At 69.7% G+C, this 13,655-nt stretch carries 13 protein-coding genes; 7 read left to right on the top strand and 6 right to left on the bottom strand.

The window, feature by feature from the left end:
* Window positions 1–28 precede the first annotated feature (28 nt).
* Window positions 29–436, bottom strand: coding sequence for a DUF7548 family protein (locus NO889_RS05750; RefSeq protein ID WP_256411329.1), 408 nt, complete (start codon window positions 434–436; stop codon window positions 29–31).
* Window positions 437–558: 122 nt separating this feature from the next.
* Here NO889_RS05750 and NO889_RS05745 point away from each other — a divergent pair, with 122 nt between their 5' ends.
* On the top strand, window positions 559–1,017 hold the full coding sequence (locus tag NO889_RS05745; protein WP_256411327.1) for a DUF7992 family protein: 459 nt from the start codon (window positions 559–561) through the stop codon (window positions 1,015–1,017).
* 2 nt (window positions 1,018–1,019) lie between these two features.
* Window positions 1,020–2,207, top strand: coding sequence for a nicotinate-nucleotide--dimethylbenzimidazole phosphoribosyltransferase (cobT, locus tag NO889_RS05740; RefSeq protein ID WP_256411326.1), 1,188 nt, complete (start codon window positions 1,020–1,022; stop codon window positions 2,205–2,207).
* 28 nt (window positions 2,208–2,235) lie between these two features.
* On the opposite strand, the gene NO889_RS05735 is transcribed toward cobT, so the two are convergent.
* Window positions 2,236–3,519 (bottom strand): carboxypeptidase regulatory-like domain-containing protein, encoded by a 1,284-nt coding sequence (locus tag NO889_RS05735; RefSeq protein ID WP_256411325.1) that lies wholly within the window; start codon window positions 3,517–3,519, stop codon window positions 2,236–2,238.
* A gap of 158 nt (window positions 3,520–3,677) precedes the next feature.
* Here NO889_RS05735 and ileS point away from each other — a divergent pair, with 158 nt between their 5' ends.
* A complete protein-coding gene (gene ileS, locus NO889_RS05730; protein ID WP_256411324.1) occupies window positions 3,678–6,830 on the top strand; it encodes an isoleucine--tRNA ligase in 3,153 nt (1,050 codons plus the stop codon).
* Window positions 6,831–6,949: 119 nt separating this feature from the next.
* A complete protein-coding gene (locus tag NO889_RS05725) occupies window positions 6,950–7,420 on the top strand; it encodes a GNAT family N-acetyltransferase (RefSeq protein ID WP_256411323.1) in 471 nt (156 codons plus the stop codon).
* A gap of 114 nt (window positions 7,421–7,534) precedes the next feature.
* Here the strand turns inward: NO889_RS05725 and lrpA1 are convergent, their stop codons facing one another.
* From lrpA1 to NO889_RS05710, 3 genes are all read right to left on the bottom strand, one after another.
* Window positions 7,535–7,963: an HTH-type transcriptional regulator LrpA1 gene (gene lrpA1 / locus NO889_RS05720; RefSeq protein WP_256411322.1), complete on the bottom strand. Its 429-nt coding sequence runs from the start codon at window positions 7,961–7,963 to the stop codon at window positions 7,535–7,537.
* Between the two features lie 80 nt (window positions 7,964–8,043).
* Window positions 8,044–8,982, bottom strand: coding sequence for a thiamine pyrophosphate-dependent enzyme (locus NO889_RS05715; RefSeq protein WP_256411320.1), 939 nt, complete (start codon window positions 8,980–8,982; stop codon window positions 8,044–8,046).
* A gap of 3 nt (window positions 8,983–8,985) precedes the next feature.
* Complete coding sequence (locus tag NO889_RS05710) at window positions 8,986–10,881, bottom strand: 2-oxoacid:acceptor oxidoreductase subunit alpha (protein ID WP_256411319.1); 1,896 nt, start codon at window positions 10,879–10,881, stop codon at window positions 8,986–8,988.
* A gap of 240 nt (window positions 10,882–11,121) precedes the next feature.
* Between NO889_RS05710 and dph5 the strand changes: the two genes are divergently transcribed.
* From dph5 to NO889_RS05695, 3 genes are all read left to right on the top strand, one after another.
* A complete protein-coding gene (gene dph5 / locus NO889_RS05705) occupies window positions 11,122–11,919 on the top strand; it encodes a diphthine synthase (RefSeq protein WP_256411316.1) in 798 nt (265 codons plus the stop codon).
* A gap of 76 nt (window positions 11,920–11,995) precedes the next feature.
* Window positions 11,996–12,379, top strand: a complete 384-nt coding sequence (locus NO889_RS05700) for a CBS domain-containing protein (protein ID WP_256411313.1) — start codon at window positions 11,996–11,998, stop codon at window positions 12,377–12,379.
* A 69-nt stretch (window positions 12,380–12,448) separates the two neighbouring features.
* Window positions 12,449–12,823 (top strand): CBS domain-containing protein, encoded by a 375-nt coding sequence (locus NO889_RS05695; RefSeq protein WP_256411311.1) that lies wholly within the window; start codon window positions 12,449–12,451, stop codon window positions 12,821–12,823.
* A 552-nt stretch (window positions 12,824–13,375) separates the two neighbouring features.
* Here NO889_RS05695 and NO889_RS05690 read toward each other — a convergent pair.
* A partial coding sequence (locus tag NO889_RS05690) for a transposase (protein WP_256411310.1) occupies window positions 13,376–13,655 on the bottom strand: 280 nt, incomplete at its 5' end.

The raw sequence follows: 13,655 nt of genomic DNA, 5'->3' as shown, positions 1-13,655 counted from the left end.
GGGGGCGTCGGCGTCCGGATATCGAGCCCTACCCGAGCAGCTCTCGGGCGTAGACGCCGGCGGAGACCGGGACCGGCAGCGACGCGACGGTCACGGCGAGCGCGTGGTACTCCAGCCACCGGTACTCGCCGAACATCGTCGTCGGCTCGACGGAGAGCCACCAGACCGCCGCGAGCAGGGTCGTCACGCTCCCGAGGACGACGAGCGCGCCGGCGAGCGTCCCCGGATCGACGTTCCCCTGCTCGACGGAGGCGAACACGACCGCGCTCAACAGCGCGAAGAGGGCGATCCCGCCGGCTCCCACGGGACCGGCCGTGTAGTAGCCGGCGAGCTGGGCGTCGAATCCGGAAACGAGCGCGTACGGCACGGCGAGCAGGAGCGCGCTGACGAGGGCGGCGGCGATCCCGACCTGTCGGGAACGGGCGCGAACGTTCATGTCCCGAGATACTCGGTCGGCGCGGTAAAAGGACCGGATCGCGGTCGTGCCCGAGTTCCGGAGTCGCGTCCTCCGACCGCCGAGCCCGCACCGTTTTGACCCCGCGGCGCGGACGGGCGACCATGTCGCTCGACATCGAGACGCCGGACCCGCCGGAGCTGTCCGCCGTCGACCCGAACGAGTACGAGGACGCCGAGGTGGCCGGCGGCGAGTACCGCCGCGACGACCTGTCGGCGTTCCTGCGCGAGGGAGCCTGGGAGGAAGCGTTCGCGGAGTGGGCCGCCGACAGCGACCTCGACGAGTCGGACTGGCGGATAATCGAGGACCTCGGTCTCGTCTCCCGGTTCGACTTCTTCTGGGACTCCTTCGCCGACCGCGTGGGGTATCACGCGCCGGGCGTTCCCGAGGACTGGAAGGAGAAGAACTACCACGCGGACCTCGACTCGTGGGGCTCCGTCTCCGCGATCAACGCCGGGCTCACGGAGCTGGGTCAGGTCGTCTGTGACACCCTCAAAGACGAGTACATCGAGTGGGAGTCGGAGTACGAGGCCCCCGACGACCTCCCGGACTTCGACGCCTGACCGTGTCGGACGACGATCCCGTGGCGTCGCCCGACGTCTCGCCGCCGCCCGACCCCTCGCCGGCGCCCGACGTCTCGCCGCCGCCGATCCCGGACTTCGACGCCGACGCGGCCGACGCGGCCCGCGATCGGCAGGCCGAGCTGACGAAGCCGCCCGGAAGCCTCGGTCGCCTAGAGGACCTCGCGGTCGCGCTCGCCGGACTGACCGGCGACCCTCGGCCGACGCTCGCGGACCCGGCAGTCGTCGTCGCCGCCGCCGACCACGGCGTGGTCGACCGGGGCGTCTCGGCGTACCCGCAGCGCGTGACCCGCGCCATGCTCCGAAACTTCGCGACCGGCGGGGCCGCCGTCTCCGCGATCGCCGAGGTCGTCGGCGCGGACACGCTCGTCGTCGACGCGGGGGTCGCAGGGCCGCCGGTCGAGATCGACGGGGCGGGAGACGGGACGGCCGACGAGGCGACCGACGGGACGGCCGGCGTGGGTGCGATCGAGGTCGTCGACGAGCGGATCGGCTCCGGCACCGACGACATCGCGACGGGACCGGCGATGTCTCGATCGGAGGCGGTCGCGGCGCTGTCGGCCGGGGTTCGAACCGCCCGAACGCGGCTCGCCGACGCCGGGATCGTCGCGCTCGGCGAGATGGGGATCGGCAACACAACGATCGCCGCCGCGCTCACGGCGGCGCTGACCGGGGCGGATCCGGACCGGGTCACGGGGCCCGGAACCGGCGTCGACGAGGAGACCCGCGCGCACAAGGTCGCGGTCGTAGAGCGGGCGCTCGCGGCGAACGGGCTCGACGGCGGCTCCGGTTCCGACGGCGACGAGGCCGCCGACGCAGTCGAGGTGCTCCGCCGCGTCGGCGGCTACGAGGTCGGCCTCCTCGCCGGCGTCGCGCTCGGCTGTGCGGCCGACCGGACGCCCGTCGTCGTCGACGGCGCCGTCTCGGGCGCGGCGGCGCTCGTCGCCGACGCGGTCGCGGGCGACGTGCGGCCGTACCTCCTCCCCTCCCACTCGGGCGCGGAACCCGGTCACGCGGTCCAACTCGACGCCCTCGACCTCGAGCCGCTGTTCGATCACGACCTCCGGCTCGGCGAGGGCTCCGGCGCGGCGCTGGCGCTTTCGACCTACCGCGCCGCCTGCCGGAGCCACGACCGGATGGCGACGTTCGCGGAGGCGGGAATCGAGCGATAGCGGAACGGCTCCGGCGCGGCCCGGCCCTTCACCGATCCCGAAGCCGGCCCGCCGCGCCGGCCGCGAGGAGGGCGAGGACCGCGGCGACGACGCCGAAGCCGGGAACGCCGTCGTCGGCGTCATCCGAGCCGTTCGCGGTTCCGTCCGGGTCGTCGCCGTCGTCGGAGTCGTTTCCGGCGCCGTCGGCGTCGCCCGAGCCGTTCCCGTCCGGATCGGTCCCGTCCGCGACCTCGACGCCCTCGACCGCGACCGGATCGGACGCGACGTCCTCGTTTCGCGCGACGATCGTTCGGTTCCCGGCGGACGATATCGGCACGTCGACCTCCCCGCGGTCGTCGGTCTCTCCGACCGCGTCGCCGTCGACCTCGACCGTCGCGTCGGCGGCCGGCTCGTCGTACGCGTTCCGCACCGTCACGCGGGTCGTCTCGCCGACGAGGACGCGCTCGTTCGCCGGCGTGACGGACAGCGTGGGGGTCCGCCGTGCCGTGACGTTCGTGCTCGCCGGGGACTCCCGAACCCTGATCCGCTTGGGCGTGGCGTCGTATCCGTCCTTCACGACCGCGATCGTGTACGCGGCGTTCACGGGAACGGTGAGCGAGGCCGTTCCCTCGGTCACGCTCACCTCGCCGTCGTACACCGACGAGGACACCCGGATCGCTCCCGTCTCGATCGGCGCGGGCGGGTCGAAGTGATCGTCGAAGGTACGCACGTCGAGCCTCACGGTGTCTCGCTCGAGGGCGACCGTCGTCTCCGCGTTCCGCGACACCGTCACCGACCGCTCCGTCTCGAGGTATCCCGGTTTCACGACGCTGACGTCGTACGTGCCACGCTCGAGGCGGGCCGTCTCGTAGACGCCGTCCGCGTCGGTCTCGCCGCGATCGATCGCTCGCCCGTCCTCGCGGACGGTCACCCTCGCGTCGGCCTGCGACCGGTTCCGATCGTCGACGACGGTCACCGTCGCGGTTCCGCTCCGGGAGACGCCGAGTTCGACGTTCGTCGCGCTCGCGTTGGCGATCCGGAGGGGCCGGTTCCGGACGTAGGTGCCGTCGTCGACGTCCAGCTCGACGCTCGCTCCCTCGGGGACGTCGAGGAGCACGTTCCCGTTGCTCGCCGTCGTTCCCGCCGCGGTCCCCGTCTCGCCGTCGTCGGTCTCCCACGTCGACTCGACGGTCACGCCGCCGACGGCGTCGCCGTCCTCGTCGGCGACCGAGACGGTGAGCGTGACCGGGTCGGCGCCGGCCGCGCCGCCGCTCGCGACGACCGCGATGAACAGTACTGTCGCTCCGACGAGAGCCGAACGCGGGACGTTCATACACGGGACCCAGGGGTTCCGACGGTATTGGTATGGGCTCGTTACCCGGCCCTGTCGCGACGTCGACGCCGCGTTCCTCGCGACTCCACTCTCCGGTTCTCCCCCGATACCGGCCCCGAGTTCGCCGTATTCAAATACGCGGACCGGAACGTATCCGTATGGAGCAGATCGACGACCAGTACGCGCCCGCCGACGTCGAGTCGGCGGTCGCGGAGTACTGGGCCGACGCCGACGCCTACGAGGCGGCGAAGGAGGCGCACGCCGACGACCCGCCCTTCTTCTTCGTCGACGGGCCGCCGTACACCTCCGGACAGATGCACCTCGGGACCGCCTGGAACAAGACGCTGAAGGACGCCGTCATCCGCCACAAGCGGATGACCGGTCACCGGGTCACGGACCGGCCGGGCTACGACATGCACGGGCTCCCGATCGAGGTGAAAGTCGAGGAGGAGCTCGGCTTCGAGAACAAGGGGGACATCGAGGAGTACGGGATGGAGCCGTTCATCGAGCGGTGTAAGGAGTTCGCCCTCGAGAACCGGGCGGCGATGGACGAGGACTTCGAGTCGATCGGCGTCTGGATGGACTGGGAGGACCCCTACGAGACCGTCTCGCCGGAGTACATGGAGGCCGCGTGGTGGGCGTTCTCGAACGTCGCCGAGAACGGCCTCGTCGAGCAGGGGAAACGCTCGATATCGCAGTGCCCGCGGTGTGAGACCGGGCTCGCGAACAACGAGGTGGAGTACGAGGACGTCGAGGACCCCTCGATCTACGTGAAGTTCCCCCTGTCCGACCGGGAGGGGAGCCTCGTGATCTGGACGACGACGCCGTGGACCATCCCGGCGAACACCTTCGTCGCCGTCGACGAGGAGCTCACGTACAACGCGGTCCGCGCCGAGAAGGACGGCGAGGAGGAGCTGCTCTACGTCGCGGCCGAGTGCGTCGGGGACGTGCTCCGGGAGGGTCGATACGACGACTACGAGGTCGAATCAGAGCTCTCGGGCGCGGACATGCTCGGCTGGGCGTACGACCACCCGCTCGCCGACCGGCTCGCCGAGTACCCCGACTTCGAGGGCGCGGGCGAGGTGTACGCCGCCGACTACGTGGAGGCCGACCGCACCGGGCTCGTCCACTCCGCGCCGGGCCACGGGGAGGAGGACTTCGAGCGCGGCACCGAGCTGGGCCTCGAGATCTTCTGTCCCGTCGAGCCGAACGGCGAGTTCACCGATCAGGCGGGCGAGTACGCCGGGCGGTTCGTCCGCGACGCCAACGAGGACATCGTCGACGACCTCGTCGACGACGGCCACATGCTCGCGCACGGCACCGTCGATCACAGCTACGGCCACTGCTGGCGCTGTGATACCGGGATCATCCAGCTCGTCACCGACCAGTGGTTCATCTCGATCACGGACGTGAAAGCCGACCTGCTCGACAACATGGAGGAGTCGGAGTGGCACCCCGAGTGGGCCCGCGACAACCGCTTCCGCGACTTCATCGAGGACGCCCCCGACTGGAACGTCTCCCGGCAGCGCTACTGGGGGATCCCGATCCCGATCTGGGTGCCGGAGGGGGCGGACGAGGGGAGCCTCGACGACGACATGATCGTGATCGGTTCCCGCGAGGAGCTCGCGGAGCGCGTCGAGGAGGACGTCGACCCCGAGACGATCGACCTCCACCGCCCCGCGGTCGACGACCTCACCATCGTCGAGGACGGGACGGCCTACCGGCGCGTGGAGGACGTCTTCGACGTATGGCTCGACTCCTCGGTCGCCTCGTGGGGCACGCTCGGCTACCCGAGCGAGACGGACGCGCACGACGAGCTGTGGCCCGCGGACCTGATCATCGAGGCGCACGACCAGACGCGCGGCTGGTTCTGGTCCCAGCTCGGAATGGGGACGGCGGCGGTCGGCGAGATCCCCTACGAGGAGGTGATCATGCACGGGTTCGCCAACGACGAGGACGGCCGCAAGATGTCCAAGTCCGTCGGCAACATCGTCACGCCCGAGGAGGCGATCGAGCGCGCCGGCCGCGACCCGCTCCGGACGTACCTGCTCAGCCACGACCAGCAGGGCGTCGACCTCGCGTTCGAGTGGGACGGGCTCGGCGAGATCCAGGGCAAGCTCAACATCCTCTGGAACGTGTTCCGCTTCCCGCTCGAGTACATGGAGCTCGACGGCTACGACCCGGCCGACGCCGCCCTCGACGACGGCGAGCTCGAGCTCGTCGACGAGTGGGTGCTCTCGCGGCTCCAGTCCGTCGAGACGGAGGTGACCGAGGCCTGGGACGACTACCGCGTCAGCGACGCCGTCAACGCGACGATCGAGTTCGTCACGCGGGACGTCTCGCGCTTCTACGTGAAGGCGGTCCGCGACCGGATGTGGGAGGAGGCCGACTCCGCCTCGAAGCGGGGCGCGTACGCCACGCTCGCGACCGTCCTCGACGAGGTCGTTCGGCTGCTCGCGCCGATCGCGCCGTACCTGACCGAGCGGATGTACCGGACGCTCGACGGCGAGGCGACCACGGTCCACCAGCTCGCCTACCCCGAGCCCGACGACGACCTGCGCGACCCCGACCTCGAACGCGACGTCGCGGTCCTCCGCGACGTGGAGGAGGCGGCCGCGAACGCCCGCCAGCAGGCCGGCCGCAAGCTCCGCTGGCCCGTTCCGCGCGTCGTCGTCGAGACCGAAGACGACGCGGTCGCCGGCGCGGTCGGCCGCCTCGCCGACCTCATCGCCGACCGCGTCAACGCTCGCGAGGTCCGCGTGACGGACGCCTTCGACGAGCTGGTCGAGACCGCGGAGCCGCGGATGGCCGCGATCGGCCCCGCCTTCGGCGGCGACGCGCAGAAGGTGATGGAGGCCGTCCAGGGCGCGACCCGCGCGGAGATAGAGGGCGGCGAGGTGACGGTCGGCGGCGACCCCGTCGACCTCGACGAGGGGATGGTCGAGTACGTCGCGGAGCCGCCGGAGAACGTCACCGGCGTCGACTTCGACGGCGGGACGGTGTACGTCGACACCTCGCTCACTCCCGCGATCGAGTCGGAGGGGTACGCCCGCGACGTGATCCGCCGGGTCCAGGAGATGCGCAAGGAGCTCGACCTCGACGTCGAGGCGCGGATCAGACTCGGCGTCGCCGTCGACGCCGAGCGCGTCGCCGGCTTCGTCGACGAGCACGCCGACCTGATCGCGGGCGAGGTGCGCGCCGACGGGTGGCTCGAGAAGCCGGACGACGCCGCGGACGACCCGGACGGACTCGTGGAGGAGTGGGACGTCGAGGACGTCACGGTGACGATCGGGATCGAGCCGGTCGCGTAGTTTCGACGCCCCCGATCCGCCCGGTCTCCCGCCCCCGACCCACGACGACCGCGCGGCGATCGACGGCGGCTCTCGCCGACCCCGAAACGTATACCTAGTCCCCTCACCACGGTCCGTGTATGCGTGTTCGACCGGCGCGTCCCGGCGACGCCGAGACGCTTCGGACCACGGTTTCCCGCGCCCGCGAGGCGACGGTGTTCGACGACATCGGCGCGCCGCTTCTGGACGTCTCGGCGGCGGGGGTCAGGGAGGCGGCGGTGGGCGCGGAGTGCTGTTTTCTCATGGAGGACGACGACGACCCGATCGGGGTGGCGATCGCCCATCCCGACGACGAGGGGCCCGAGGCCGAACTCCTCGCGCTGTGGGTTCACCCGGAGCACGTCGGGGAGGGCGTCACCGAGGAGCTGCTCTCGCGCGTCGCGTCGGCGCTCTCCGAACGCGGCGTCGAGACCCTCCGCGCGAGCGTTCCGGACGACCGGCCGAGCGTCCACGAGTTCTACCGTGCCCACGGGTTCGACCGGCGCGCGGTGCGGCGCGGCCCCGCCGGCGACGAGGCGATAGTGGTGGCCGAGATCGAGACGGTCGCGTGACCCCGACGGACTCGACGCGAGGGTACCCTCCGCCATCGATTCGTCTCACCGAGATGACCGCCGCCGGCCTCGGCTCCGCCCTCCTCGTCGCGGTCGCGTACCGCTAGGAAGCGCTCACTTCAGGCGTTCCTGGAGAAACGAGGGGTGTGCGGCGGTGACGCCGTCGACGGCGAGCAGCTCGTCGTTGATGACGTCGCCGAGCTCGTCGCCGTCGGCGGCGCGCACCTCCGCCATCAGCATGTGGTCGCCCGAGGAGGTGTACAGCGCCTCGACCTCCTCCAGCGCCTTCAGCTCGCGGGTCGCGGAGACGTACTTGCCCGAGTCCACGTCCATTCCCACCATCGCGATCGACTGCGTCGAGAGCTTCTTCGGGTCGACGTCGGCCGAGTAGCCGACGATGACGCCCTCCTTCTCGAGTTTGTCGATGTACTTTCGCACCGTTGGCTTCGAGACCTCCGCCCGCTCGGCGATCTCCCCACAGGAGGCCTGTGCGTCCTCCTCCAACACCGAGAGGATACGCTCTTCCGTCGATACGGTACTCATGTGAACTCCTTTGTCACCACGGAAAAAATACCTTGCGAACCCGAAAACGGGAGTCGAGACGCCGAACCGGGCCGGTCAGTTCACTCGTGTTTGCCGACGAACCGGTCGTACGAGCGCTCCCACTCGTACTCGTCGTCCCAGTAGCGCTCGGCCAGCGGCTCCTCCGGCATCTCGCCGATCTGGCGCTTCTCCTGGCCGTAGGAGGGGCGGTCCTCGTCGACGTAGAAGCGGCCGGTGAGGACCTCGCCCTCGTAGAGCGCCTCCTCCGTCGTCCGCATCATCTCGGCGGCCTCGACGCGGTCGGTCTTGTCGAACTCGTAGTCGTCGGAGTCGTTGACGTCGATGTACGGGACGTACTGGCGGGCGTCCTTGTTCCAGGTCGGACACTGCGTCAGGAAGTCGACGTGGGCGAACCCGTCGTGTTCGATCGCCTCGATCAGGATCTCCTTGGCCTGGTTCGGGTTGACCGCGGCCGTCCGGGCGACGTAGGACGCCCCGGCGTTGAGCGACAGCGAGAGCGGCTTGAGCGGCTCCTTGGCGCTGCCGTGTGGCTGGGTCTTCGACTTGTGACCCTTCGGGCTGGTCGGCGAGGTCTGCCCCTTCGTGAGCCCGAAGATCTCGTTGTTGAACACGATGTAGGTCATGTCGTGGTTCTCCCGAGCCGTGTGGATGAAGTGGTTCCCGCCGATCCCGTAGCCGTCACCGTCGCCACCGGCGGCGATGACCTCGAGGTCGGGGTTCGCGAGCTTCGCGGCGCGGGCCACGGGCAGCGAGCGGCCGTGGATCGTGTGGAAGCCGTAGGTGTCGAGGTAGCTGTTCAGCTTGCCCGAACAGCCGATCCCGGTACAGAGCAGCGTCTCCTCGGGCGTGCGTCCGACCTCGGGGAGCGCCTGTTTCAGCGCCTTCAGGACGCTGAAGTCGCCGCAGCCGGGACACCAGGTGGGCTGCGGCTCGACGCCGGGGGTGTACTCGTCGCGGTCGATCTCTCGTTCCTCTCCGATGGCTGAAAACGTGCTCATGGGTTAATCACCTGCTGCTGGGACGAAGGTGGTCTGATGACCGGACGCGTCGCCGTCGCCCTCGACGATCGCCGCCTCGAAGCCGTCGACGATCTCGGCGGGCTCGAACGGGTTCCCGTTGTACTTCAGGAGGCTCGACAGCTTCTCCCCGTGCCGGCCGAGGTTCTTCTGGACGAGCCCGCGGAACTGTCCGGAGGCGGTCATCTCGACGACGAGGACCTCCTCGACGCTCTCGATGAACGCCTCGACCTCCTCGGTCGGGAACGGGAGCATGTCGGAGACCCCGAGCGACTTCACCGAGACGCCGGCGTCGTTGAGCCGGCCGACCGCCTCCTCGACGGTCCCCTGCTGGCTCCCGAACGTGAGGATCCCGTACTCGGCGTCGGCGGGGCCGGCGTAGGAGCTCGTGTCCTCCGTGTCCAGATCCGCGCGGATCGCCTCGAGCTTCCGGGTGCGTCGGTCGATCTGTGCGACGCGGTTGTCGGGCGACTCGCTGATGTGGCCCGTCGGGTCGTGCTCGTTGCCCGTCGCGAGGAAGCGACCGCCCTTCTGGCCGGGGATCGACCGCGGAGTGACGCCGTCCTCGGCGTCGTGTTGGAAGCGGTGGAACTTCCCGTCGGGCGAGTGGGGCTGCTCCGCGAGCTCCTCCTCCGTGAGCGTCTTGCCGAGCGTCGGGTTCGGCTCGCGGTCGAAGTGGCTCTTGGGGACGCTCACGAGCTCCCCGCCGAGCTTCTGGTCGTACAGGAGGATCGTCGGGATCTGGTACTCGTAGGCGAGCCGGAAGGCGAGCCGCGACTGCTCGTACGCCTCCTCGACGGTGCCGGGTGCCAGCACGACCCGCTGGGAGTCGCCCTGGGAGGTGTAGAGCACGTGTTCGAGGTCGGACTGCTCCGGCTTCGTCGGCATCCCGGTCGAGGGGCCGGCGCGCATGGCCTCGACGAGGACGACGGGCGTCTCCGTCATCTCCGCGAGCCCGAGCGGCTCGGACATCAGCGCGAACCCGCCGCCCGAGGAGCCGGACATGGCCTTGACGCCGGCGTGGGAGGCCCCCACGGCCAGCGCCGCCGCCGCGATCTCGTCTTCGACCTGCTCCGAGATCCCGCCCAGCTCCGGGAGGTTCTGGGTCATGATCGTGAACACTTCGGTCCACGGCGTCATGGGATAGCCGGCGATGAACCGGCACCCCTCGTCGATCGCGCCGTACGAGATGGCGTCCGAGCCGGACATGAGGAGCTGCGTCTCCTCGTGTTCGCCGGTCGGAACCGAGACGTCGACGTCGCCGACGTCGTACTCCTCGCGGACCTGGTCGTAGGCCGTCTCGAGGATCTCGAGGTTGGGGTCGAGGATCTTCTCGGGCATCGCGTCGCGCATCAGGTCCTCGACGTGCTCGAGGTCGAGGCCGATCAGCGCGCAGGTCGCGCCGACGCCGGCGGTGTTGCGCATCACTTCCCGACCCATGTCGCGGGCGAGCCCGCGGAGGTCGAGCGGGAAGACGTGCCAGTCGTTCTCCTCGACGCGCTCCTCGAAGTCCGGGATCTCCGAGGGGTCGAGGAGCCCCTCGTCGTAGACGATGACGCCGCCCTCGCGGAGCTCGTCGAGGTTCTCCGAGAGCGGCTTGATCTCTTCGTTCCCGTAGACGGCACCCTCCTGCGGGTTGCGGGCGAAGGAGTCGCCGAGCGCCAACAGGAAGTTGTAGCCGTCACCGCGGGAACGTACCGGGTCCGCCGACGCGCGGATCTCCGTGTACGTGTGGCCCCCGCGGATCCGGGACGGGTAGTGCCGGTGTGTGAACACGTTCAGCCCCGACCGCATCAGGGCCTTCGCGAAGTTCTGGCTGGTGGAAGCGATCCCGTCGCCGGATCCTCCCGATATCCGCCAGATGAGTTCTTCGTCAGTCATATTGTGGATCTTGGCCCGGTAAGGCCCAGTAGCTGAACCTTGTGTCGGTCACCTCTTAGGGCTTGCTATGGATTCACATGAAACGATCATGAACGATCCTCGGAGCGAGGGCCCCTCCTCGGCGCGTACGGGAGTTCCGGGTTTCACGGGGCGGTCGACGTCGGGTCGACGACGATCGCGTCCGACGGCGTCCCGGCGGCGGTCCGCGCCCTTTTAGACCGTCCTCCGCGGAACGGCGGTATGCTCACGTTCATCGGACTCGGCCTCTACGACGAGCGCTCGATCACCGTCGAGGGGCGCGAGGCGGTGCGGTCGGCCGACCGAGTCTTCGCGGAGTTCTACACCAGCAGGCTCGTCGGCGCGGACGTCGCGGACCTTGAGGCCGCCCACGGCGTCGACGTCGAGGTCCGCGACCGCGAGGGCGTCGAGCGCGACCCCGAGCCGATACTCGCGGCCGCCGAGACCGGCGACGCCGCCTTCCTCACCGCCGGGGACACCATGATCTCGACGACGCACACGGACCTCCGCCTGCGGGCCGAAGCGCGCGGGATCGAGACGCGGGTGGTCCACGGCGTCACCGCGCAGTCGGCCGCATCGAGCCTCACCGGGCTCCAGAACTACCGGTTCGGGAAGGCCGTGACGCTCCCGTTCCCGTACGCGCACGGCGGCGACGGCGTGCCGGACAGCGTACGCGAGACGATCGAGGCGAACCGCGAGCGCGGGCTCCACACCGTCGTCTACCTCGACATCAAGGTGGGAACCGGCCCGACCGGACCCGACCCGGACCACGAGGAGTACATGACCGCCGACCGAGCCGCGGGGCTGCTCGCGGACGGCTGGCGCGACGCCCTCGCGGTCGTCGTCGCTCGGGCCGGATCCCCGGACGCGGTCGTCGCCGCCGACCGGCTCTCGGCGCTCGCCGGGCGCGAGTTCGGCGAGCCGCTCCACCTGCTCGTGGTCCCCGGCGACCTCCACCACGTCGAGGCGGAGGCGCTCGTCGGGCTGGCCGGCGCGCCCGAGTCGGTCCTCGAGGAGTGAATCTCCCCCGAGGAGTGAACCGGAACCGCGCGACGACCCTCACGATTAATGATGGTGGCCCCCGTCGACGCGGAACATGACTGACGTACCCGTCGGTCGGCTCATGTCGACGGAGCTCGTGACGGTCGCCGCCGACGCCACCGCGGCGGAGGCGGCAGAACGAATGTTAGAGACGGGCGTGAACTCGATCCTCGTCGTCGACGAGGACGGCCGTCTGGAGGGGCTGCTCACCGGGTGGGACTTCGTGCGGCTCGTCCGCGAGAACGACCCGCACGACGAGACGCTCGTCGGCGAGTGTATGACCGCCGACGTCGTCACCGCGTCCGAGGGCGACTCGGTCGAGGCGCTCGCCGACCTCGCCGACGGCGAGTACAGCCACCTCCCGGTGACCGACGAGGACGGCGTCGTCGTCGGAATGCTGTCGACGACCGATCTCACCAAACACCTCGTCGGCCGGTAGTCCCCGGCGGGGGCGGCGACCCCTTGCGCCATCCGGAAGACCCAACACGCCCCACGGTCGAGGTGTGGTATGGACTTACACGATCGCACCCGAGTCAGCGAGGTCATGTCGACGCCGCTGGAGACGATCGGCGGCGACGAACCGATCCGCGAGGCCGCCCGCCGCATGACCGAACGGGACATCAGCGCGCTCGTCGTCACCGCCGGCAGCGGCTGTATCGTCACCCAGAGCGACATCATCGGCGCGGTCGCCGAGGGCAGAGACACCGAGGAAACGCTCGTGCGCGACGTGATGACGGAGGACGTCGAGACGGTCACCCCGGACCTGCTGATGGAGGAGGTCGCGGCGATGATGACGATGTACGGCGTGAAACACCTCCCGGTGGTCGACGACGACTACGTCGGGATGATCTCCTCGACCGACGTGACCGCACACCTGTCGTAGTGAGCGTCGGTGAATCGATCGTTCCGCTCGCGGATGCTCACTACAGGTGAAGAAGCGAGAGATTCGCGGTGCGGTGGCGCGCCGGTGAGCGCCCGACGGGCGCGAACCGCCCGCGAGGGATGCCGCGAGCCGCGAGCGGCGAGGCTGGGGAGGCGTGAGGTGCGGGTGCGTTCCCGCGAGTGGAACGAGCGGGAGCATGGAAGTCGCAGCCCGCGCAGCGAACGAAGTGAGCGCAGGACCGTCTTCCGGTGGTGCGGTCGGGCGGGGCTCAAAGGGGCAGTCGCGAGGGCGAAGTCCGACGAAGCAAGCACTGAGGGAGCGAGCACCGCGAGCGACCGAAGCGCACAGCGAGTCGCACGAGTCCTCGCGACTGGGGCTTTGGTGGTCGTCACCACCCCAGCAACGATCCGCTTCTATCCATCCAACGCTCCCCCGAAACACCCGTTCTACAAGCAACCGAACTCTAGCGACCGTCTCGTGGCTTGACATCCTCCCCGCGCTGAAGCGCGAGGATTCCCACGGCACTGCGCCGCTGAGTTGGGATATTGTGGGTTACGACGTGACCCGTTCTTGAGGCGCGAATGCGCCAGTTTCCGTGTCAAACAGGAACGCCGATGGCTGTGCCAACCAGCCGTTACTCCTATTCACCGAGAGATTCGGTGAACTCGGAGATACTTTCTGCCGAATGTTTTCTGCACCGTTTACGTCCGCGTTCGCCACTGTACCGCACTCATCGCAGACATACAGTCCGCGTTCAACACGGTTCGCGTCACGCTTTCGACCACAGCACGAGCACGACTTCGAGGTATCCCGCTCAGACACCTTTTCAACC

The sequence above is a fragment of the Halorubrum rubrum genome (assembly GCF_024494685.1).
Classification (GTDB): domain Archaea; phylum Halobacteriota; class Halobacteria; order Halobacteriales; family Haloferacaceae; genus Halorubrum; species Halorubrum rubrum.
The sequence above is the reverse complement of the archived record's forward strand: the minus strand, read 5'-3'. Positions and strand labels throughout refer to the sequence as shown.